The sequence below is a fragment of the Sphingobacterium detergens genome, assembly GCF_003610355.1.
Lineage (GTDB): Bacteria > Bacteroidota > Bacteroidia > Sphingobacteriales > Sphingobacteriaceae > Sphingobacterium > Sphingobacterium detergens.
Map to the genome: position 1 here is coordinate 558,269 of NZ_RAPY01000001.1, position 21,240 is coordinate 579,508.

General features: G+C 39.2%; 21 protein-coding genes. 12 read left to right on the forward strand and 9 right to left on the reverse strand.

Annotated elements, in window-relative coordinates:
• Position 1 precedes the first annotated feature (1 nt).
• Positions 2 to 793, forward strand: coding sequence for a phosphatase PAP2 family protein (locus tag DFQ12_RS02390; protein WP_208642415.1), 792 nt, complete (start codon positions 2 to 4; stop codon positions 791 to 793).
• A gap of 451 nt (positions 794 to 1,244) precedes the next feature.
• Here DFQ12_RS02390 and DFQ12_RS02395 read toward each other — a convergent pair whose 3' ends face one another.
• The gene (locus DFQ12_RS02395) at positions 1,245 to 1,532 is read right to left on the reverse strand and encodes a hypothetical protein (protein WP_120257432.1); all 288 of its coding nucleotides are present in this window, start codon (positions 1,530 to 1,532) and stop codon (positions 1,245 to 1,247) included.
• Between the two features lie 133 nt (positions 1,533 to 1,665).
• On the opposite strand from DFQ12_RS02395, the gene DFQ12_RS02400 reads away from it, so the two are divergent.
• A complete protein-coding gene (locus DFQ12_RS02400; RefSeq protein ID WP_120257433.1) occupies positions 1,666 to 2,388 on the forward strand; it encodes an SDR family NAD(P)-dependent oxidoreductase in 723 nt (240 codons plus the stop codon).
• Between the two features lie 35 nt (positions 2,389 to 2,423).
• Here DFQ12_RS02400 and DFQ12_RS02405 read toward each other — a convergent pair whose 3' ends face one another.
• The 3 genes from DFQ12_RS02405 to DFQ12_RS02415 form a co-directional block, all read right to left on the reverse strand.
• Positions 2,424 to 2,753, reverse strand: a complete 330-nt coding sequence (locus DFQ12_RS02405; protein ID WP_120257434.1) for a DMT family transporter — start codon at positions 2,751 to 2,753, stop codon at positions 2,424 to 2,426.
• 71 nt (positions 2,754 to 2,824) lie between these two features.
• Complete coding sequence (locus DFQ12_RS02410; RefSeq protein ID WP_120257435.1) at positions 2,825 to 3,700, reverse strand: helix-turn-helix transcriptional regulator; 876 nt, start codon at positions 3,698 to 3,700, stop codon at positions 2,825 to 2,827.
• Positions 3,701 to 3,962: 262 nt separating this feature from the next.
• On the reverse strand, positions 3,963 to 4,952 hold the full coding sequence (locus DFQ12_RS02415) for a GlxA family transcriptional regulator (protein ID WP_120257436.1): 990 nt from the start codon (positions 4,950 to 4,952) through the stop codon (positions 3,963 to 3,965).
• A gap of 194 nt (positions 4,953 to 5,146) precedes the next feature.
• Between DFQ12_RS02415 and DFQ12_RS02420 the strand changes: the two genes are divergently transcribed.
• Entirely contained in the window at positions 5,147 to 6,073 is a 927-nt protein-coding gene (locus DFQ12_RS02420; RefSeq protein WP_244211660.1) for an SRPBCC family protein, read from the forward strand.
• A 313-nt stretch (positions 6,074 to 6,386) separates the two neighbouring features.
• On the opposite strand, the gene DFQ12_RS02425 is transcribed toward DFQ12_RS02420, so the two are convergent.
• Positions 6,387 to 7,682 (reverse strand): DUF389 domain-containing protein, encoded by a 1,296-nt coding sequence (locus DFQ12_RS02425; RefSeq protein WP_120257438.1) that lies wholly within the window; start codon positions 7,680 to 7,682, stop codon positions 6,387 to 6,389.
• A gap of 108 nt (positions 7,683 to 7,790) precedes the next feature.
• On the opposite strand from DFQ12_RS02425, the gene DFQ12_RS02430 reads away from it, so the two are divergent.
• The 5 genes from DFQ12_RS02430 (at position 7,791) to DFQ12_RS02450 (ending at position 12,159) form a co-directional block, all read left to right on the forward strand.
• Positions 7,791 to 8,618 carry an AraC family transcriptional regulator gene (locus DFQ12_RS02430; protein WP_120257439.1) on the forward strand — a complete coding sequence of 276 codons (828 nt, stop codon included), beginning with the start codon at positions 7,791 to 7,793 and terminating at the stop codon, positions 8,616 to 8,618.
• A 91-nt stretch (positions 8,619 to 8,709) separates the two neighbouring features.
• A complete protein-coding gene (locus DFQ12_RS02435; protein WP_244211661.1) occupies positions 8,710 to 9,804 on the forward strand; it encodes an agmatine deiminase family protein in 1,095 nt (364 codons plus the stop codon).
• A 278-nt stretch (positions 9,805 to 10,082) separates the two neighbouring features.
• Positions 10,083 to 10,724 carry a 3,4-dihydroxy-2-butanone-4-phosphate synthase gene (ribB, locus tag DFQ12_RS02440; protein WP_208642416.1) on the forward strand — a complete coding sequence of 214 codons (642 nt, stop codon included), beginning with the start codon at positions 10,083 to 10,085 and terminating at the stop codon, positions 10,722 to 10,724.
• Between the two features lie 40 nt (positions 10,725 to 10,764).
• On the forward strand, positions 10,765 to 11,517 hold the full coding sequence (locus DFQ12_RS02445) for a siderophore-interacting protein (RefSeq protein WP_120257442.1): 753 nt from the start codon (positions 10,765 to 10,767) through the stop codon (positions 11,515 to 11,517).
• A gap of 72 nt (positions 11,518 to 11,589) precedes the next feature.
• Positions 11,590 to 12,159: a Crp/Fnr family transcriptional regulator gene (locus tag DFQ12_RS02450; protein WP_120257443.1), complete on the forward strand. Its 570-nt coding sequence runs from the start codon at positions 11,590 to 11,592 to the stop codon at positions 12,157 to 12,159.
• A 209-nt stretch (positions 12,160 to 12,368) separates the two neighbouring features.
• On the opposite strand, the gene DFQ12_RS02455 is transcribed toward DFQ12_RS02450, so the two are convergent.
• From DFQ12_RS02455 to DFQ12_RS02465, 3 genes are all read right to left on the reverse strand, one after another.
• Positions 12,369 to 13,604, reverse strand: coding sequence for a TCR/Tet family MFS transporter (locus tag DFQ12_RS02455; protein WP_208642417.1), 1,236 nt, complete (start codon positions 13,602 to 13,604; stop codon positions 12,369 to 12,371).
• 166 nt (positions 13,605 to 13,770) lie between these two features.
• On the reverse strand, positions 13,771 to 14,238 hold the full coding sequence (locus tag DFQ12_RS02460) for an OsmC family protein (RefSeq protein ID WP_120257444.1): 468 nt from the start codon (positions 14,236 to 14,238) through the stop codon (positions 13,771 to 13,773).
• 46 nt (positions 14,239 to 14,284) lie between these two features.
• Complete coding sequence (locus tag DFQ12_RS02465; protein WP_120257445.1) at positions 14,285 to 14,737, reverse strand: DinB family protein; 453 nt, start codon at positions 14,735 to 14,737, stop codon at positions 14,285 to 14,287.
• 138 nt (positions 14,738 to 14,875) lie between these two features.
• On the opposite strand from DFQ12_RS02465, the gene DFQ12_RS02470 reads away from it, so the two are divergent.
• The 4 genes from DFQ12_RS02470 (at position 14,876) to DFQ12_RS02485 (ending at position 20,207) form a co-directional block, all read left to right on the forward strand.
• A complete protein-coding gene (locus tag DFQ12_RS02470; RefSeq protein WP_120257446.1) occupies positions 14,876 to 17,317 on the forward strand; it encodes an ABC transporter permease in 2,442 nt (813 codons plus the stop codon).
• 42 nt (positions 17,318 to 17,359) lie between these two features.
• On the forward strand, positions 17,360 to 18,022 hold the full coding sequence (locus DFQ12_RS02475) for a hypothetical protein (RefSeq protein WP_120257447.1): 663 nt from the start codon (positions 17,360 to 17,362) through the stop codon (positions 18,020 to 18,022).
• Positions 18,023 to 18,093: 71 nt separating this feature from the next.
• A complete protein-coding gene (locus DFQ12_RS02480; RefSeq protein ID WP_120257448.1) occupies positions 18,094 to 19,248 on the forward strand; it encodes an AhpC/TSA family protein in 1,155 nt (384 codons plus the stop codon).
• 308 nt (positions 19,249 to 19,556) lie between these two features.
• On the forward strand, positions 19,557 to 20,207 hold the full coding sequence (locus DFQ12_RS02485; protein WP_120257449.1) for a DedA family protein: 651 nt from the start codon (positions 19,557 to 19,559) through the stop codon (positions 20,205 to 20,207).
• An 86-nt stretch (positions 20,208 to 20,293) separates the two neighbouring features.
• Here DFQ12_RS02485 and DFQ12_RS02490 read toward each other — a convergent pair whose 3' ends face one another.
• Positions 20,294 to 20,704, reverse strand: coding sequence for a DUF6157 family protein (locus DFQ12_RS02490; protein WP_120257450.1), 411 nt, complete (start codon positions 20,702 to 20,704; stop codon positions 20,294 to 20,296).
• Positions 20,705 to 21,240 lie beyond the last annotated feature (536 nt).

Sequence of the window (21,240 nt, forward strand, 5' to 3'; positions counted from 1 at the left end):
CATGAATATAGTCCAATTTATATCGACCCTATTTATCCTATGGTTTGTATTTCTAATGTTCCCTATATTGTTGAGCGCTCAGGATAGTCTTGCACTTAAAACAAGTAGTGGAATGCAATTTTCCGCTGTTGATAACCACGATTTCCAGTTGCGGAAGTTTGTCGTTCCAACAGCGCTTATAGCCTATGGTGCGAGCAGCTTTGCCATCCCGAAAATGAAGAAATGGGACTTACAGACCCGGAATGAAGTGCTGCATAAGAATCCGGCAAGGACAACAATAGACAATTATACCCAATATTTCCCTGCAGCGATGGTGTACGGTCTCAATGCATTTAATGTTGAAGGACTTCACAATTTTAAGGACCGCACGCTTATTTATCTTACTTCGCAGCTGATTTCAGGGGCGATTGTGTTTCCTGCCAAACAGTTTATAGCTGAAGAGCGTCCCGATGGATCCAATAAGAAATCCTTTCCTTCAGGCCATGCGGCGACCGCATTTGCGACAGCCCATTTTATGTATAAAGAATATCGTGATAAAAATGTATGGCTCGGTCTTGCAGGATATCCTTTTGCGGCATTTACTGGTATATATCGAGTGATCAATAATAGACACTGGGTGAGCGATATCGTTGCAGGCGCGGGAATAGGTATCGCCTCCACTGAGCTAGCCTATTGGTTGTACCCAAAGATGACAGCTTTATTTAAAGGGGGAGAACAGCGACCAGGGCAATCTGCATTTATACCCTATATAGGACATAATAGGTTTGGAATAAATGCTGTAAGATCATTTTAATAAACTTTTTAAACACTAATTTCTTGTAAAATAGCAAACCCAATGATTCGGGTATCTTATAGGATTTGGTCGAGCCTGCGTATAGCTTTCGTCTTACCTGCTTCGTATTGCGTCCACTATGCATCCGACATGAGTCCATGGTGAGTCCGAGTTAAACACGGTATAACAGTGGTATGAAGATGTACTCATTATGGTCTTATGTCGACTGAGGGGCGAAGAAGGGCATATTCTGTCCCAAATCAGGTCCGAACTTAAATCGAATAAAGAATAAGATACGGATATCGTTCCGGAAAGCTAAAAGTATAGTATGTTAATCAATTAAAATGTATAATATATAAATACAATCGTATAAATATTAAATACGTTAAAATTGAAATATTCAACTTTATCCATATATAAGTATAGATTTTGTATATTTTCCAAAGATTGCTGAATTGAAAAGAGCTGACATTTATTTTGCCACGAGTTTTTCATAGAGTGGCCAGAGTTCCGCAAGGTCATCATCTGATTGTGCTTCTGGATAGTGTTCATCATGGAGATTGCGGATTTCGACACCCTGTCCCTGGTCATTTACCACAACAGCGGCCCGAAGTTCGTCGGTTCCATCATAATAAATGCCCACACCAACAAGCTCGCCATTGAGAATAATTTCACTGACGATATACTTTCTTGCAGCCTTACCTTTGTGGGTGTTATGACCGCTAGAAATCGTGTTTCCTTTGTTATAATGTCTTTCCATATGCATAGAACAGCGGAAATATCAATTTGTTGTTTCTTATAGCTTTTTTCTGCCTTCATGCGATCGAAAATAATTCAAAATAGTTCGAAATATTCCCTAAAAAAGGGGGCTCTTACCTTATATTTGTAATACAATGGAAAAGAAAACATATCTTATTTTTGGCATTAGTAAAGGATTGGGAAGGGCAATTACACTGCATCTGCCAGATCCGTCTGATGTTATATTTGGAGTGTCCAGAAGTGAACCCGATTATTTGGAGGACAACGCAAATGTGTGTTGGGTGCCGGCTGATCTATCCAACCCTGTGGAGGCTGTTAACGCAATCAAAGACAGGATAAAAAATACGAAAATTGACTATTTCATCTATAATGTTGGCATTTGGGAGAATAACGCTTTTAGCGATGACTATGATTTTGCGTCTTCTCCGGTAGCGGAGATTAGCGGCCTGATCAATACCAACGTTACTTCATGTATTTTAAATATTCAATCAGCATTAGAAAATTTGAAGCAGGCCGAAAATGCCAAAATTATTTTGATCGGTTCTACATGGGGGCTTGACAACCACAATGGAAGGGAAGTTGCGTTTTCAGCAACAAAATTTGCGCTTCGGGGCGTGGTTCATGCATTGAGAGAACAACTTCGACCTGATCAGATTGCAGTATCTATATTGAACCTTGGTTATCTGGCAACAGCGCCTGATGAGGAGAATAATCTGGAAATGCCCACTCATGAAACAAATGACGATCTTATACCATTATCGGATGTCATTCAGGCGTTAAGATTTATTATCTCGACATCAAAAGCAAGTTGTGTGAAAGAGATTCATATGCCGGCAATGAATGACAGGAATGTATAATGATCCGAATGCAGGAGATGTAGATCCCTGTTGTTTTAATGGCCAGTTACAAACTTTAATCCAAGAATAGAGGCGATTAGCGTACCGATAAAGAATAGACGCCAGAAGCTTACGGGATCTTTAAATACAAGGATTCCTATAATGACTGTGCCGACAGCTCCGATGCCCGTCCATATTGCATAAGCGGTTCCTAAGGGAAGTCCTTGTACGGATTTGATCAATAACACCATACTGACAATAAGACATAATACGAAGATACCGTACCAGGTATAGATCGCATTGCCTGATACCTCTTTTGTTTTTCCCAGACTGTAAGTGTATCCTACCTCAAAGAGTCCGGCGATGATTAAAATTACCCAATTCATATTTTATTATTTTATACAAAGATCAGTAATGATATCTTTTTAACATTTTACAAATGTTAAAAAACAAGGGGCTAATCATCGCGGAATTTTTTGGGGGAGAGGCCTGTGTTTCGCTTAAAATACCTGCAAAATAAACTTGTATTGCCAAATTCGAGTTCATTGCTGATTTCTTTAATGGATCGACTAGAGGACTTCAACAGTGATTTTGCATGCATGATCACGACATGATCTATCCATTCGACAATGGATTTCCCCGTTCTGCGTTTTAATAATGTGGTGAGGTATTGTGCTGTGATGTGCAATTTTTCAGCATAAAATTTTGCGCTACGTTGTTGATTGGCATATTTCGAGATTAAAACATAGAAATTATCAATAATCTCATCTGTTCGATTTGTTGATTGGCTGCTGCTTTTTGGTAAGCCCGTATAGGCTTCGGATAGCATTGTGATCAGGGCAATGATCAAATATTGGAGTACCTCAGTTTTTTTTGAGCTTGGTCCTTTCTGATAATAGCGCTGAAGGAAATGAACGAATTCTTGTTGCAGGGTCTGTTCTTCTGTATTTAATCGGATAACGGGGCGCCAACGTATCTGATCATTTGTTATAAATTCGCGTAAAAGTGGAAATGTGCTAATAAAATCCAAGGAGATACCCACTGTGATCATTTCTGCGTTTTCACTGGCCCATTGCGGGTCTATTGTTAATTGTGGGAGTATCACCACGGTATCATTGGCGTTGATTTCATGGGATAAAAAATGGATATTGGCCCGCATGCTACCTTTTAACATAAAGCTGATGACCAATCCTTCAAATTGATGTTTGTTGTCCACCAGTTCTTGTGAAAGCGCATTGGTCTGATGAAGAATAAAGATTCCTTTTGATTTTAGCTGTGTATCAATTGTATAGTGGTGATGAACCTGGTCTAATGTGTAAAATTGAGTCTTCATGAGTTGACTAAAAATAAGGATTGACCAAAGAGGTATCCACTGCTTTGGACCACTCATTTTGTTCCAATGCTTGTTTGTTCCAAGCCAATTCATTGCGCTGTAAAAAATCTATTTCCTGTTTCTGCATGTTATAGTTTATGATCAACGATAAATACTAATATTATAGTAAGGATAAATATAAGTAGTTTCGTAGAACCTGGCTTTAATTTTTATCGCAGGAAATAATTTTTACCAAAACATTACCAATGCAGGACAAAAAATATTATTTCATTGCAGATTTGTTGTATTTGTTGCGATAGGCCAAAGGAGAGAGGCCAGTAACTTTACGAAATATTTCCCTAAAGGCTTTTGAATCGGAATAGCCTACTTCATACATGACTTCGTTTACTGTTTTTCCAGAGATTTCCAGTTCTTTTTTTGCAGATTCAATTTTGACACGTTGTAGATATTCAATCGGTGTATTACCGGTCGCTTTTATAAATCGCCGGTCGAAGTTCCGTCGGCCTACGGTAAATCGTTCTGAAAGTTGTTGAATGGAAATCTTCTCAGCGAAATTATGCTCTATATACTCCTGCGCTTTGATGATCATCTCATCTCCATGCCTTTTTTGACCATTAAAGATAACGAAATCAGATTGTTGTTGCCGGTCAAGGTCAATCTGGAATATCTTGGAACAATAGATTGCTGTCGGCCGATCATAATACTTCTCAACCAGATAAATGAGCAAGTGTAAAAATGAATATCCACCACCATTGGTACAAATGCCTTCTTCATCTGTTATAATACTGTCAGTCTTCATGGTGATATTGGGAAATAACTGCTTGAAATTTGTTTCAGCACTCCAATGGATTGAACAGTTTTTCTTTTCCAACAGACCTGTAGAGGCGAGTATATAGGCTCCGGTACACATGCTGGCCACATTGGCACCATGGGTATATTGATTGCGTATCCAGTCAAGAAACGGGGTGTTTTGAGCATCCAATGCTGTAAAGTTCGGGGCGACGGCAGGAATTACGATTAGATCGGTCTTGATGATGTCGGTAATTTCTTTCTGCGGCATCACCGCAAGTAAACCATTCAAGAAAACGGACTGCTTTGAAAGACCGACCAGTTCAATTTTAAACATCGTCTTATCATGATTCTGATGGTAGTACCTATTGGCTTCAGTAAAGATATGATAGGTACCCACAATGCATGACAGTGTATTGGGGCCAGTCTGAACTTCGGGGACCAAAATTGTTAGGTGTTTCATCTTTCTTGGTTTAACATTGCTTAATCTAATTGCTGATCTATTACTCAAATATAAGAAAATGTGTTGTCCAAATCAACCGCTCACAATGTCTATTTGGCACCCTGTTTTAGATTTAAAATGTCGATATCTTTGATTTATATATGGTAGAGTTGATGATTAAGTGATTGAAAAATAAATACTAACAAAAAAAATAGATGATGAAAAAACTGGATTTTACAACCGATATAATCGTTGAAGCGAAACCGCAGCAGGTATTTGATGCGATTATCAATGTTCGTGGCTGGTGGTCAGAGAACATTGAGGGAGCTACAGAGGCACTAGATGATGTATTTTCTTATCACTACCAGGATATACACCAGTGTAAGGTAAAGGTCGTTGAAATACAGCACGACGTCAAAGTTGTATGGCAGGTGTTGGAGAACGATTTCAAATTTACGACCGATAAACAGGAATGGGTGGAGAGCTATGTAATCTTTGATATTATTGATCTTGGCGGTAAGACGCAATTAAAATTTACGCATCAGGGGCTGGTACCTGATATGGAATGTTATGATGTCTGTCAGGCTGCCTGGACATATTATATCCATGAAAGTCTGAAACAATTGATTCTAACAGGGCAGGGACTTGCTACGCCCAAAGAGAGCGTGCTGTCCCTGGCGGAAGTTAAAGAACAATTATTGGCGAAACAAAAGGGTAAAAGTATCTATCATAGATTGCTGATTAAAACCCCAGTTGAAAAAGTATATTGGGCAATCACGACTCAGGAAGGGTTGGCAGGCTGGTGGACACCCGATACCATTGCTGCACCTGCGGTAGGAAGCATCTTGCGGTTTGGCTTTGGCCCGGATTATTTCAAAAAGATGGAAGTCCTTGCGTTATATCCCTATGCACTTGTCGCTTGGCAATGTAAGGAAGGCTTTGAGGAATGGATAGGCACAACACTGACATTTGAATTGATACCACATCAGCAAGGCTGTACACTTTTATTCCATCACGATGGTTGGGACAATTATAGTGGGGAATTTGCTTCCTGTAGCTATGATTGGGCATTGTTCTTCAGGAGCCTGAAATTTTTGTGTGAAACAGGAAAAGGTTTTCCTTACCCTGAATTCAATAAGTAAGGCACAAACGCTTCACCTAGATTCAGATTGAGGGGGGAGTCAGTTTTCGCTCACCGTATGAGCATTGATTTATTTAAGAAGGATTTGGAAAAATTTAATTTAGACGCTGATGCAAAAGCAGTCCCAATTATATCGTAATAATTGGGACTGTCATATTTAGCAGAAGACGGATTGTTCACGACGAGGTTTTTCGCTGACAGACATGTGCAAATAGAACCAGAAGTAGACAACAGAGCTGGTAAATACCGGATCGTTCCACGGGCCGTCGGTGTTTCGACCAACGTCCAAACTAGGAAATCGAATAGTGCATCGCCTATTTGACCTTCCTGTCTATGATCTGGAGGCTGTCTTTTGGAAAACGGTTTTTTAGCCAAAGACGCAATTTTAATTGTTGTCCTTCAGCTAAAGGATTTTTTGACGAATAAATAAAAGCAACAACATTCGCTAAACTATCTTTTTTTGCATAATACTGCTGCTGTCCTATGCTATAGGACTGTAGTTCTGGAAAAAGCACTGTTAGATCTTTATCTAATTGCGGGCTTGCTACCTGATATTTCGCAAGTTCATTGTTGAGCGCCCGTATGGTTAAATCTTTATCATTTACAGCAGCACTTCTTTTGTCGATTTCACTTAGGATTGTCGTTTTTAGATCGAGGCTATCCTGTCGAATGACCAGATCAGTCTGCGCGATACCAAATGATTCCATGGATTTTTTCAAAGCAACGATTTCTTGGTCACTAAATTTCTTTGCTAAAAAGGCTAGTTCTAAACGTTTCGGTTTAGTGAGCAATTTTTCGTAGACGACCGTGTAACCTTTATCACTAAATTGTTGTTGAACGAATTGTTTAACCTTATTCGTGTATTTCTTCTCTTGTAGCAGATTATAGGCGAAGTATAAGCTTGGTATTACTAAGGCCAGAATAATCAGGGTGATGCTCTGACTTATTCTTTTTTCCCTTTTTGGATCAACATAATGTTTCTTAGGATATCTGAGGTATTTTACGATCGTAAATGTCGCTATACATATAAATACACAATTGATGATGTAGAGAAATAAAGCCCCAGCAAAATAACTTAGGTTTCCAATGGCCAGTCCATAGCCTGCTGTACAAAGTGGAGGCATCAGCGCCGTCGCAATGGCCACGCCTGGTATTGGATTCCCTTTGTCTACCCTAGTTATGGCGATAACACCCACCAATCCGCCAAAAAGTGCAATTAGTACATCATAGATATTGGGCGAGGTACGGGCGAGCAATTCCGATTGCGCCTCTTTAAATGGGCTCAGGAGAAAATAGCAGTATGATACAATCAGACTGATCAACGTTGCTATCAATAGATTCTTGATTGATTTCTTTAAGAGTTGAAAATCAAATGTACCCAGTGCAAAACCAGCACCCACAATCGGTCCCATTAGTGGGGAAATAAGCATAGCGCCAATGATTACCGCGGTTGAATTCACATTGAGGCCGACAGAGGCAATAACTATGGCACAGGCCAAAATCCATGCATTGGCACCGCGGAATGAAATATTGTTGATTACATTATCAAGAACGGCTTCTTTTCGTTCCTCTCCTGGATGTAAATCGAAAAATTGGAGTATCTTATTCATAACAGATTGTTTTTCTCTATGCGAATATACATAAGAGAACTGATTGTTCTTAAATGAAAGAAGTTTACTAACTTAGAAAAGCCGAATAGGTAGCGTTACCATTACAAGATGAGTTTAGCAAGGATTCAACAGATCATTAGGTACATTGAAGAACATTACAATGAAGACCTTTCCATTGAAAGACTGGAGCAGCTGTCTAATTATTCCTACCGAAATACACAACGCATATTTAAAGGGATTTTCAATGAATCGATTGGGGCCTTTCAAAAACGATTAAAACTTGAAAACGCGTATAAAAAACTGATTTATACAGATGAATCCATTAGCACGATTGCTTATGCGGTTGGCTTTGATAGCCTGCAATCTTTTTCCAAATCCTTCAAAAAACAATTTGGACATTCGCCCAGTGGTGCACGGGATGAGAAGACAAGCATTTTTCAGGATTTTATTGCTGGACTAGCAGTAGAGCATCAATCTCTCCATCATGATATTGTCTTTTTGAGGGCACAACAGGTTTTTAGTATTGGAATACATACGGAGCAATACCGAAATAGAGAAATTGATCAGTTATGGGCGGATATTGATACCTTGGTTGCCGCAGATTTTAGTGCGCATTATTACGGCATTATCGTGGATCAGCCTTTGATTACTGACCGGCTGAAATGTAGATACGAAGCCTGTGTGGATCAAGATCCTGCAAGTCTGTTGTTTTTCCCACGGTATATTATGGGGGGACGATACCTCCGATATATTCACAAAGGGGACTATCACGGGATAATGGATACGTATAGACGGATTTATAAAGAGAGCCTTTTGCAAGGTGCTTACGCATTTGACAATGATCCTATTCTGGAGCACTATGTGAAAAATGAGACCAATACAGCTCATGTTAACGATTATGTCACCGAAATTCTAATTCCGCTACAGAAAAAATAGTTGTCAATTTTGGACAACATATGATTGGGATTTATCCCGTTTTTTGTCGGAAATAAGAATTTTTAAAATGATAAAAAACATGCAAATCGTAATGATCACGTTATTAAGCATTCTTTCTTCATGTAAGCAAGAAGAAAATTATCGTCCTTCAACGGATACTACAATCCAATATCGCATGCCTGAAGAGTCGGCGTTGCATGAGGGAACCTGGCTTCAATGGCCACATCAATATCAGTATGGTATCACCTATCGCAATCGGCTGGACGCCACCTGGGTCAAGATGACTGAGGCGTTGGTTAAAGGGGAAAAAGTCCATATCATCGCCTATGATGGTACCGAAAAAAATAGGATTATCGCCTTGTTGCGTGATGCAGGAATTTCGCTAAACCGTATTGATTTTAAAGTTTATCCGACAGATGATGTCTGGGTACGGGATAATGGTCCTATCTATGTGTATGACCAAGCGGGTGAATTAGTGATTCAAGACTGGGGTTTTAATGGCTGGGGCGAAAAAGCGGAATTTGAAAACTGTGATCAGGTTCCCGCTAAAATAGCAAAAGATCAAGGGTTTAAGCGTGTTGATCTAAACAAGTTGATGGTTAACGAGGGTGGGGCTGTAGAAATAGATGGTAAAGGTACACTGCTCGCGACCAAAAGCGCGATTTTGAACAGTAATCGAAACGCTGGTATGACGCAAAGAGAGGCGGAAGCGATCTTTACCAAGTATCTGGGGGCAACCAATTTTATCTGGTTGGAAGGTAGGGCAGGCCTGGAAATTACCGATATGCATATTGATGGCTTCGCTAGATTCGCCAGTCCGAATATTTTAGTGACAATGGATACCGAGGATTTGCTAGAATGGGAAGTTCCACAACAGGATATTAACAAACTATATGCAGCAAAAAATAGTACGGATGTCGCTTATCAGATTGTTAAACTTCCGCTAACGCAAAATAATGTGGAAACAGCGTATGGTAAAAAATTAGATTATAAAGGTTCATATGTAAACTATTATATCGGAAATACCTGTGTATTGGTGCCTAATTATAATGACCCCAATGATCTTGTCGCCAATAAGATTATCCAAAGCCTTTATCCCGGAAGAGTCGTCATCGGTATTGATGTTCGAAATCTATACGCTAATGGCGGAATGATTCACTGTGTTACCCAGCAACAACCTCAATAATTTACTTCGAGGATCTAAATTGGAGAATCGCTACTCGTATAATTAAATATCATTTTTTGACTTAAGTCAATGTTTAGGGAAAAGCAGCTGCTGATCTTTGTCCTCAGACTATGAAACCACTGAATAAGTAATGTCTTTTTTAGCACTTTACTTGTTCAAGACACTTTATCAGGGTGTAAGCCTTGGTAAAGTGTTTTTATAACATGATGGGACAGCGGTTGTACATAATGCCATCCTGTGCTATAGGATGGCATATAACATATTGATTAAATTAAAAAATGATGGAGAATCTATTGGAAGTATTTGGTAGTAATGCACATGAAAGGGTTGAACGTGCGCTGACAGAACTCCGTAAGGGAAGAGGTATTTTACTCATTGACAATGAGGATAGGGAGAACGAAGGTGATCTTATTTTTTCGGCTGAAAAAATGAACCATGCGGATATGGTGCAGATGATCCGCTATTGCAGTGGCGTAATCTGTCTATGTCTGACACATGAAAAAGCAGATGAACTGGAATTACCTTATATGGTCAATGACAATTCAAGTCCGTTTCAGACGCCGTTTACGGTTTCTATTGATGCAAGATTGGGAGCTACAACTGGACTTTCGGCTGCGGATAGGTTGGCGACTATAAAAGCCGCGTCTGCGATTGGTGCCAGCCCAGAAGACCTGGTACGCCCAGGGCATATTTTTCCGTTAAGAGCCCATGCCGATGGCGTGCTGGGTAGAAACGGACATACTGAGGGTAGTATTGACCTGATGCGTTTGGCAGGTTTACAGCCGCTGTCGGTATTATGTGAGCTTATGAATGAGGATGGTAGCATGTCACGTTTGCCACAGATTGCGGCATTCGCATTAAAGGAGGGGCTTACTGTCTTGTCAATAGCAGATATTATCGCTTACCGCCAATTAAATTAAGTAGAAAATTGATCAGCCATGATCACAAATTATATTGTTTATGAACGAGAAAGATTCAAAAAAAATACGTTCGGTATTTACTGTGAAAGACAAAAAATACCTCACTCCACATCTTATTCGGGTAGTTTTCGAGATTAATGAAGAACAACTTGTCTGGCTTTCGGGTGTTCGATCCGGTTCCAATAATAAACTGTTTATTTCAACATCGGATGAAGAAAAGCCTCAAGTAAGAACCTATACAAATCGTCAAATAGATCTTGTCGCAAAAGAACTTTCTATTGATTTTGTCCACCACGGAGATAATGGCCTGGCATCAGCATGGGCGATAAATGCTGCAGTTGGGGACTCTCTGGAAATCGGTATGAAAGAAAGTATGAGAACCTTGGTTCCGGATGCAGCACATTATCTAATTGCTGGTGATGCGACCGCTTTACCTGTCATTGCGACTATTTTGGAACAGCTACCGTCAGGAGTGAAAGTCAAGGCCTATATTGAAGTTGCGACAAAAGAAGATGAACTTGTGCTTTCTACGACTGCCGATGTAGATCTGGAATGGATCCACAACCCACATCCTGAGCAGGGAAGTGTACTCGCAGAGCGCGTAAAAGCATTTGAATTTGAGGACAATAGTTTGGCCAGGTATATCTATCTAGCGGCAGAATATGATATAATTAAAACGTTGCGTTATTATTTTCGTGTCGAAAAGTGCTGGAATCCAAAAGAGATGTATGCCTGTTCGTATTGGAAAATCGGCGCCAAAGAAGGGGAACATTCGGATGAAATAAAACCCTAAAGCTTGATCATTACGATAGATTTGTCCTTGCAATTTTGCTAACTTTGCTGTTTAGTGACTTAGAAAAGATGCATGAATGATCTATTGATATCATATATAACAAGTAAGATAACTGTAACAGATGAAGAACTTAGTACTATACTCGGTTTTTTCAAACCTATCAAATTAAAGAGAAATGAACTATTGCTGGCGAATGGAGAGATTAGCCAGCGTTCATTTTTTGTTGTCAAGGGCTGTCTACGGATCTTTTTTATCAATGAAAATGGACAGGAGGCGATACGTTATTTTGCTTTTGAGAACCAATTTGCGACTGCACTTGTCAGCTTTATTACCTCGGAAGAGTCCGAGGAATTTATTCAGGCTGTTGAAGAATCTGAAATCTATGCCATCAGTCATAAAGATTTCTACCATTTGTTGAACGTTGTTCCACAATGGGAGAAATTTTATCGGATTTACTTGGAAATAGCCTATGTTACCAATACCAGACGCTTAATGTCTTTCCTTATGCAGGATGCGCTGGAAAAATATCGACAATTGTTGACGGAAAATCCGATGATCGTACGTAGAATGTCGAATAGAATGGTCGCATCTTATTTAAATATTTCGCAGGAGACACTCAGTCGCTTGAAATCAAAATTGTAGTTTTTTCTTTTGTAGGATCCACTTCGAGCAAAAAGGAAAGGGTATTCTTGGATACCTTACTAGGTTAAAAAAACAAAAGATTTGGGATTAGAAAGTAGAGGCTGCTGTGTTTCAATTCGTTAAATGTATCAGGTTGATATTTTATAAAAGCAAAGGCCAGCCCATCAAAAGATGGGCTGGCCTTTATTGGATGGTATAGTCTTTGAAATTTAATTTTCAAACTGTTCTTTACGCTTTCGTTTAAAGGCTGAATATACGATAATGACGCTGATTGTCATTAGAATAAATGCGAGAAAAAAGGGTGCTCCAGAGAATTTGAATGGGGCATTATCATGTGTAAAAAAGTAAAACAGATTGGTCATCATTGGAGGACCTATAATCGATGTCGCACTCATTAAACTGGTTAACGCTCCCTGAAGTTCTCCCTGTTCATTTGATGGCACATTTTTGGTAATCACAGATTGCAGTGCAGGTCCACATATTCCACCTAGGCAATAAGGGATGAGAAAGACAAACATCATCCAGCCTTGATTGGCAAATGCAAACAGTAATAATCCTACTGCATAAAATATCAGACCATAATAAATGCTTTTTTGCTCACCGAGTTTTGGTGTGGTCCAACGGATCAAGACACCTTGTACCAGGCCAATCAATAAGCCGATGACCCCAAGTGAGATACCAACCATTCTTTCGGTCCAATTAAATTTGTACATGGTAAAGAAATTCCAGTTACTTTGTACGGCATGGCCTGCAATATAGATCAGGATCAATGCTACGATCAAGCCAGAAATCTCGGGGTGTTTTCCCAGAAAGCGAAAGGATCCAATGGGGTTAGCACGCTTCCAGTCAAAAGCCCGTCGCTTATCTTTGTCCAAGCTTTCGGGGAGAATAAAATACCCATACAGAAAATTCAATAGGCATAAGCCTGCCGCAGCATAAAAAGGAACCCGTGCGCCGTAATGTCCAAGTAATCCTCCGATTACGGGGCCAATAATAAAACCCAATCCGAAGGCTGCGCCAATTAATCCGAAGTTTTTGGCCCGATCCTCATCGGTAGAAATATCCGCGATATAAGCACTGGCGGTTGTGAAACTTGCTCCGGTCAATCCAGCAATAACCCGTCCCAAGAATAACCAACCTATCGAAGGAGCGAGGGCTAGAAAAATGTAGTCTACTGCAAAACCGAACAAAGAAATCAAAATAATCGGTCTTCGTCCATATTTGTCACTCAGATTACCTACTACAGGTGAGAATATAAACTGAGTGAAAGCATAAGCGAAACCCAGCCAGCCACCATACTTTGCCGCTTCACTGATGTCGCTGTGGATCAGTTCTTCAATCAACTTGGGGACCACTGGAATGATAATACCCCATCCCGTGATATCAATAAGTAAAGTGATAAATATAAAGCCTATGGCGGCCTTTTTCTTGGAGTTGTCAATCATGGCCTAAAAATATAAAATTCCTGAAAAAATTCACCTAAATTTTAAAAGGTTAATTTGTGGTAAACTATTGGGCTAATTGAGAAAGTTGGTTGATAAGGCCACTATGCATGTTGTACGTGTCAAATCTACTGGAAAAAATAAGGTGTCTTCCTCCTGTTTGCTGCGCTTAAATAGTGCGGCAAACAGCATGATGTCGTACGGGAAAGTTACAGGAATTGGCGATAAAACAAAGTTGATTTGCTTCTTGATGTAGTGATGTCGCTAATGCTATTTTGTCAGGATCTGAAATAACGACTTCTGGAAACAGGTCAACCTGCACAAATCTGCCACTTGCATCAGGGTTAGTTTCTAATACCGCCTCTGCATTATCCGTGTACGAAATCACTTCGATGTTATTTTTGGAACAGACATATAGATAAGACATCATATGGCATGAAATGAGGCTACTCAGTAAAAGATCTTCGGGGTTATATAATGTTGGGTCACCCTTGAAAGCCTTTGCCGCTGAGACCTGTAGATCTGCCTTGCCCTGGATGGAAATCCGATGGCTCTTGTTAGATACCTTTGGTAAGGAGGTAGACTGTTCTTGCTGAAACCAGGTTAAACTAGCTTTAAAGTAATGTTTGAAACTCATTCTATGAAATAGCGCTTTTTATTAACTTCTACTTGTGGTACCAACTTTATATTCGAACAAATGAAATATAATCCGTGTTGATCGGCTCAAGTCCATTTCTTCTCATTTCTGAGGCTATTTGCGCTCTGTGATAAGTACCATGATTAAATACATGTAAGAGGATGTCTCCAAACGAATTTTGGAACTGTTCATTCTTCGTATTGGTATAGGATATGATTGTTGCAATCTCAGTCGCATCGGCGTAGACCTTTTCCTTAAATCCCGAAGAAGCCAGTTGATGGTATTGTTCACATGTTAATAAACTATGCTCATCCCAAACACCTACGGGAGGTTTTTCTCCATTCAGTCGATATAACCATATCAGCTGTGCATTCATTATATGACTGAATAATCGTAAACACACGGAGGGCGTTTTTTCGGCTTCCTGTTTCATTTTCTCGATGAGCATGTTATTCGCCCAATCGTTATATAACCATAATTGTACTAGTGGAGTTGACATCTCGAATGACTTAGTTGCGGTATTAAATATACGTAAGTTAAGTATGTAAACGTAGGTAGAAGCATTAATTTTATTGCTGTTGGGTAGGTAAAGTCTGTCCGCAAACGAACAATAATCGTCCGAAAGCGGACATGTAGTATGATTTTTAAATTATTTAATGTGCTGTATATCAGTATTGTATTTAAAATGGCGGGCGGATTGATTATGGATTTAATTATGATGAGCAATTATGTCAAGATAGCCTTCCGCAGTCTGATGAGGAGGAAGGGATTTACAGGGATCAACATCATCGGTCTGGCGATCGGTCTGGCTGCGGCGATGCTGATCATGTTATGGGTAGATTCTCAGCTTCATTTTGATAGGGGGTATCCAAAAACGGACCGTCTTCATATTATCGGATCTATCGGTAAGACTAATGACGAACGATCTGTTTACTTTGTTAGCCCTGAGCCTTTGGCTGCTGCGGTTAAAGCAGCTGTTCCAGAGGTTAAGCAGACTTGCAGATTAAATAAAACCAGAGGTTTTCTATTTACAGTCAACGAAAAGAAGATGATTGCGGGGAGTGGCGCATTTGTGGATTCAACCTTTATGGATATGTTTCAACTGCCGGTGCTGGCAGGGAATATCGAAAAAGCACTAAATGATCCATCAAACATTGTTTTGACCAAAGATCTCGCGCTATCATTATTTGGCTCAACAGACAATATTATTGGCAGAGATATTCAGATTGATAGTATTGAACTTGTACAGGTCGCTGCTATTTTGGATGAAATACCCAGCAATAGTCGATTTGCGGAGTTTCAATATTTTTTTCCTTGGGTATTTTTGGAAAAAATGGGTTTTGCAGATAATAATTGGTATAACAGTTCGGTGTATTCCTTTGTTGAGCTGTTTCCAAATACGAACACGACAGCTGTCCAGCAGAAACTGCAACATATTTCTAAAGCACATGCGGATGTTAAGAACGATAATTTTCTCAAACCTATCGGCGAAAGTTACCTTTATAACAACTATAAAAATGCTGTAGTTGTCGGTGGAAGAATAGACATGGTAAGAATATTTATCTGTATAGCAGTATTTATTCTTTTGATTGCCTGTATAAACTTTGTGAATCTAAGTACTGCGCAGAGCGAAAAAAGAGCTAAAGAGGTTGGGGTCCGAAAAGTTGTCGGTGCACAAAGGAGATCGCTGATCGGACAGTTTTTAACAGAATCGATCGCACTGGCATTGGTGTCAACGATCATCGCTATCCTTATCGTAATTCTGCTATTGCCAGAATTTAGTGATTTAATAGGACGTAAATTGACGCTTCCGATTGATCAAGCTTATTTCTTTATATCGATCCTTGCATTTATTCTTTTAACTGGTTTATTGGCGGGTAGTTATCCGGCTTTTTTTCTGTTTTCTTTTCATCCTGTTCGGGTACTGAAAGGAAGGTTTGTTTATCTCCGACAAAAAATAAATCCACGGAAGGTTCTTGTTGTCACTCAATTTGTCATTGCTGTTGTTATGATCATTAGTACGCTTGTTATCCGAAAACAGATTCAGCATGCTCAACAGCGTGATGTAGGTTTTGAAAAAGAGAATTTGGTCTACGTCGCTGAGGTGGGAACCATAGCACAAAATATCGCATTGATCCGGCAAGCATTACTCGATCAGAGAATAGCGACTGCTGTCACCCGGACGATGTCACCAATGACTGAGAGGTGGAGTGGATGGAGTGGTGCATCCTGGGAGGGAAAAGATCCAAATAGCATTATCCCGTTTAATCGGCAGTCGGCAGATGATAGATTGATCGAGACAACTGGGCTAACATTACTTAAAGGACGTGATTTTGATTTAAAACGTTTTCCCACAGATTCGATGGCTGCGATTATCAATGAAACAGCAGCCAAGGTCATGAAACTTGATCAGCCTATTGGCAGCTATATCATGGATGGTGATGAAAAATTTATTATTATCGGTGTTGTCAAAGACTTTATTCAGGAATCCCCATTTAATCCAGTTACACCAACAGTAATAGAAGGTGCTGCTGCACCTTTAGGCGTTGTTCATATTAAATTCAATCCAGAGTTAACCACAGCAGATGCATTGAATAGAACGGAGAAAATATTCAAAGAATATAATCCCAATTATCCTTTTGAATATCATTTTTTGGATACTGAATACGCACGGAAATTTCAGGAGATACAGCGAACAGGGAAATTAGCCAGTATCTTTGCAGCGCTCACCATTTTCGTTTCTTGCCTCGGTCTGTTTGGATTAGCAGCTTATATGGCTGAAAGCAGAACAAAAGAAATCAGTATCCGTAAAATTCATGGTGCCTCTATCTTTTCTGTTGCCCGGATGCTATCGAGTGAATTCGTGCTATTGGTCAGTGTCGCCTGTTTGATTGCATTTCCAATTGCGTATTGGGCGATGGATAGTTACATTCAGGAATATGCTTATCGAATTAATATGAGCTGGGAGCTTTTTGCAGCAACAGGAATTTTGGCGATCGGAATTACAATATTAACGGTGGGTTATCAATCCATACGCGCTTCATTGGCTAATCCTGTGGATTGTTTAAGGGATGATTGACAGGTAGAATGATTATCTTTGCGGATAATTGAAAAATACGGAATGGATAGTAAAAGAGTTTATAGAATCATAGGATATAATGTATTGTATGTTGTAGGCAGTCTTTTGCTATATTATCCATTCGATATGAAATCGACGGGATTAAGCTTTTGTGTTGTTGGCTTAGCCCTGATCAATTTGTATTATTTTTTGGAATGGAAGGAAGACGCCAAAAAAGAGAAGTTTGTACAAAAGTACAAAGCTGTTCATCAGCGTTCCTTGAGTAAAGCCTCAATAAATTACAAAGAGACATATACTGTAAGTTCAAGTATGGTAGCGATGATGATTTTTGGATCAATTATTTGCTTTTCGGGAATTGGTATGTTTTACGAGAAATCAATCTTCGGTGTTTTCGTGTTATTTATTGGTGGGAGATTTCTACTGATTCCATTTACAGAGAAAACAACCATTAAATTGGCGCCCAACGGGATATACATGAGTGATTATCAGTTTGTCTTTATCAGTGATATTCAGGAAATTAATTTTAAACGACTCCTTGGAAAGAGTACATGCAAAATGTTTCTGAAGATAAAAGATCCGGCATTGTATGGCTTAAAAGATTCGCATATAGCTGTTCCAATTGGGGGGGATATGAGACAGGTTGAGCAATTGATTGCCGTCGTGAAAAAGCTATTTTCCAATACACGGATATCTCAGGATATTTAAATGTTCGTTTGATCGAAATAAATTTGTTATTTTTAGTAATTAATTGATTAATAGATCTAAAGGTAAGCTTGATGAGAACTTTTTTACTGTGTTTATCGATATTTTTGCTATTTCCTATTTTGACCTTTGCTCAGAATAATTACGTAATTACAGGCAAAGTAGATGAGTTGAAAGATGGCAGTAGGCTTTTTCTGGTCTATAATAGTGATGGTGTTTCATTTGTCGATTCCACAGAAACCAAAGGAGGGCATTTTACCTTTAGGGGCGAGCTCGCGTATCCGGTTTATTCCGCGCTTTATCTTCATAAAAATCCCTATGCAACCAAGCTACAGCCCCGTGAAAAACTGGATTACTTCCGCTTTTATCTGGAAGCTGCTCAGATCGGGATGAATGCAAAGGATTCACTAAAAAATATTGTATTGAATGGGTCCAAACTCAATACGGAAAATGCGGAGCTCCTAGCGATGAAAAAAGTTGTTGACAATAAATTCGACGCATTAAATAAAGAATTTGCCAAACTTCCACCAGAACAACAGAAAGATTCTATCATATTTGCCCAGTTTGTCGCACGGGAAATGAATCTTATGGATGAAAATTACAGTGCCTACCTGGATTTCGCTAAGAGCCATCCCGATTCATACCTCAGTGTAATTGGTTTAAGTTTTGTTGCTGGTCAGGAGAAATTTTATGCATCGGCCAAGTCAGCGTTTGGCGGTCTTTCGAGTAGGCTAAAAGAAAGTCCGTTAGGCAAGGTAATTCCGTTGCAATTGGAAGCCCAGTCCAAGACCAAAGTCGGGCAGCAGGCGCCAGACCTAACGCTCAAAAACCCTGAGGGGAAGGCCATCAAAATTTCGGATTTTTTGGGAAAGTATTTACTCATAGATTTTTGGGCGAGCTGGTGTGGTCCTTGTCGTGCCGAAAATCCCAACCTGGTAAAAGCTTATCAAAAATACCATGATAAAGGATTTGAAATATTGGGAATCTCCCTGGACGATGCGGCACGGAAAGATGCCTGGATCGATGCCATAAAAGGAGATAGTCTATTATGGACTCAGGTTTCTGATCTAAAAGGCTGGGACAGCTATGCCGCAAAAATTTATGGAATCAATGCTATTCCCGCCAGTTTTCTGCTCGATCCGGAAGGTAAAATAATTGCTCGTAACCTAAGGGCTGAAGATTTACAAAATATGTTGAAAAGGATCTTTGCAGACCTGCCGACTCCGTAAGATCGCTATCTTCCTATCCAAAATATCCCTGTGAATTGGACTTTTATAAAACATGACATTTTGTTCCAAAAATAAGTATGAAAAATTGCCTACAATTGCAAGCGATTTTCTATCTTGCGCCTTTAATTAGAGATCACATGGCTATAAGATATTCGGGCTGTAAGCAGGTTTAACTGAGGGCTGGATGCTTTAAAAATTTATTTTTTCAATTGTATCTTATTTTGATACAGCTGGTAGAATAAGCGCGTCAGGTCGTCGGTGGAAGAGCGGCCGATTATTTTTGTTTTAGATATTATTCGACTTATTTGATGGATGTTTTTTTTGAATTTCTAAATAACCTCACAAATCCAGACTGGATTGTGTCTCATGGAGGTTTATATCTGCTGTTGTTTATTATTTTTGCTGAGACAGGTATACTGATTGGCTTTTTCCTTCCCGGAGATCCTATTCTATTCATTGCAGGAATGATTGTTTCCAACATGAGTATTTCGCCTTCCGAGCAGGTGCCTACCTTACTCTATTGGATCGTGCTTGTATCGTTGGCTGCAATTCTGGGTAATTTTGTTGGATATTGGTGTGGGAAGGTCTTTGGGAAAAGAATCATGAGCATGGAGGACAGTTGGTTTTTCAAAAAGAGCTATATCTTCAAAGCACAGGAGTTTTACGAAAAAAGGGGCGGAGGTGCTATTGTGCTTGCAAGGTTTCTTCCTATTGTTCGGACTTTTGCACCAATTGTTGCTGGTATTGTTGGGATGGAGTTCAGAAAATTTGTATTGTACAATGTGATTGGTGCAGTTGTCTGGGCGGGGAGCTTGGTTACCCTTGGTTATTTGTTAGGTGAAAACGTATGGGTGAAGGAGAATCTGGAGCTTGTTATTATCGTAATCGTTTTGATTGCAACGGCACCAGTCATTATAAAAGCATTTACTTCGAAAGATAAAGCAAAGATTGCCCAATAAAATATTGATCATCTGCTGAAATCAATAGGAAGACTAAATGATGTGACAACAATTAAGATGTAGGTTCACTTTGTGGGGTTGATCCGCTATTTGTTTGATTTCATCGCCTTCACTTTCTTTATGGTTGAGTCATTGATAAAATTGCGGTACTCTTTAGTTTCCATCCCATAGCTTGCTATTTTGCCCTCGTGATTACTATGGATACCAAAGCCATAGGTTTTTGTCAGCGGGGATGCACGTAGACAGGCTTGTCCCTTGGAAAAGAATATATTCCTGGCCTCTTTATAATCTACGTCATTAAGCGCATTACGGTCTGCATAGATCTGAAAAAGCAATTCATCGGAAGTATATCTATATGGAAATTGTGTGATTAACTCATATTGCATTTCGGCTATTGTCTTTTTATTTCTGATGGGAGGAGCGGTTCCTTCGGAAACCTGTGTATCTTCAGCCACTTCAATAAATGTATCAATGTAGTTTGTGGAATGGACTTTCATAAGTTTTTTTGTATTGTCATAGTAATTCAAGAATAAGACCGCAGAAAAATAGGTATTCCTATGGATTTGTCAAAAGGTTTTAAAGAAATTATTATCTGTATTATTACTAATTTCATCTGTGTTTTAAACATTTTTTTTTACGAAAAAGAAATGTTTTGCAGTATTTTTCTTAGCTTTACAGAAATTATTAAGCAGCACCCTACAGTATACCTATCATAAGTGGCTATTAATCAACAGATTATTAGCCATTTTTCTTTTAGTGTCGTATAGGACATCTATGATTATTCCATTTGCTTATTCCTGAGCTAATATAGCATAAAGTAACAATTGGTTATTTTAACTCCTTTTGCTGTTCAAATTTATAACAATAATTTATAATATTCCTTGTTTTGAGAAAATTTATTGTTCGAGTATATGCTCGTTGTGTTATTTTCTTATAGGAATGAAAAAAAATAGTAGCTATAGTTACAAAGGTCAAACCTGTTAATTTTTTTTGTATAAAAATTGGCTCAGAAGGATCATAATATGTGTTTTTA

Excerpts from the sequence above, each read along its gene's own strand:
- DFQ12_RS02390 (WP_208642415.1), top strand. The coding sequence starts at position 2 with ATGAATATAGTCCAATTTATATCGACCCTATTTATCCTATGGTTTGTA.
- DFQ12_RS02395 (WP_120257432.1), bottom strand. The coding sequence starts at position 1,532 with ATGGAAAGACATTATAACAAAGGAAACACGATTTCTAGCGGTCATAAC.
- DFQ12_RS02400 (WP_120257433.1), top strand. The coding sequence starts at position 1,666 with ATGGAAAAGAAAACATATCTTATTTTTGGCATTAGTAAAGGATTGGGA.
- DFQ12_RS02405 (WP_120257434.1), bottom strand. The coding sequence starts at position 2,753 with ATGAATTGGGTAATTTTAATCATCGCCGGACTCTTTGAGGTAGGATAC.
- DFQ12_RS02410 (WP_120257435.1), bottom strand. The coding sequence starts at position 3,700 with ATGAAGACTCAATTTTACACATTAGACCAGGTTCATCACCACTATACA.
- DFQ12_RS02415 (WP_120257436.1), bottom strand. The coding sequence starts at position 4,952 with ATGAAACACCTAACAATTTTGGTCCCCGAAGTTCAGACTGGCCCCAAT.
- DFQ12_RS02420 (WP_244211660.1), top strand. The coding sequence starts at position 5,147 with ATGATGAAAAAACTGGATTTTACAACCGATATAATCGTTGAAGCGAAA.
- DFQ12_RS02425 (WP_120257438.1), bottom strand. The coding sequence starts at position 7,682 with ATGAATAAGATACTCCAATTTTTCGATTTACATCCAGGAGAGGAACGA.
- DFQ12_RS02430 (WP_120257439.1), top strand. The coding sequence starts at position 7,791 with ATGAGTTTAGCAAGGATTCAACAGATCATTAGGTACATTGAAGAACAT.
- DFQ12_RS02435 (WP_244211661.1), top strand. The coding sequence starts at position 8,710 with ATGATCACGTTATTAAGCATTCTTTCTTCATGTAAGCAAGAAGAAAAT.
- ribB (WP_208642416.1), top strand. The coding sequence starts at position 10,083 with ATGATGGAGAATCTATTGGAAGTATTTGGTAGTAATGCACATGAAAGG.
- DFQ12_RS02445 (WP_120257442.1), top strand. The coding sequence starts at position 10,765 with ATGAACGAGAAAGATTCAAAAAAAATACGTTCGGTATTTACTGTGAAA.
- DFQ12_RS02450 (WP_120257443.1), top strand. The coding sequence starts at position 11,590 with ATGAATGATCTATTGATATCATATATAACAAGTAAGATAACTGTAACA.
- DFQ12_RS02455 (WP_208642417.1), bottom strand. The coding sequence starts at position 13,604 with ATGATTGACAACTCCAAGAAAAAGGCCGCCATAGGCTTTATATTTATC.
- DFQ12_RS02460 (WP_120257444.1), bottom strand. The coding sequence starts at position 14,238 with ATGAGTTTCAAACATTACTTTAAAGCTAGTTTAACCTGGTTTCAGCAA.
- DFQ12_RS02465 (WP_120257445.1), bottom strand. The coding sequence starts at position 14,737 with ATGTCAACTCCACTAGTACAATTATGGTTATATAACGATTGGGCGAAT.
- DFQ12_RS02470 (WP_120257446.1), top strand. The coding sequence starts at position 14,876 with ATGATTTTTAAATTATTTAATGTGCTGTATATCAGTATTGTATTTAAA.
- DFQ12_RS02475 (WP_120257447.1), top strand. The coding sequence starts at position 17,360 with ATGGATAGTAAAAGAGTTTATAGAATCATAGGATATAATGTATTGTAT.
- DFQ12_RS02480 (WP_120257448.1), top strand. The coding sequence starts at position 18,094 with ATGAGAACTTTTTTACTGTGTTTATCGATATTTTTGCTATTTCCTATT.
- DFQ12_RS02485 (WP_120257449.1), top strand. The coding sequence starts at position 19,557 with ATGGATGTTTTTTTTGAATTTCTAAATAACCTCACAAATCCAGACTGG.
- DFQ12_RS02490 (WP_120257450.1), bottom strand. The coding sequence starts at position 20,704 with ATGAAAGTCCATTCCACAAACTACATTGATACATTTATTGAAGTGGCT.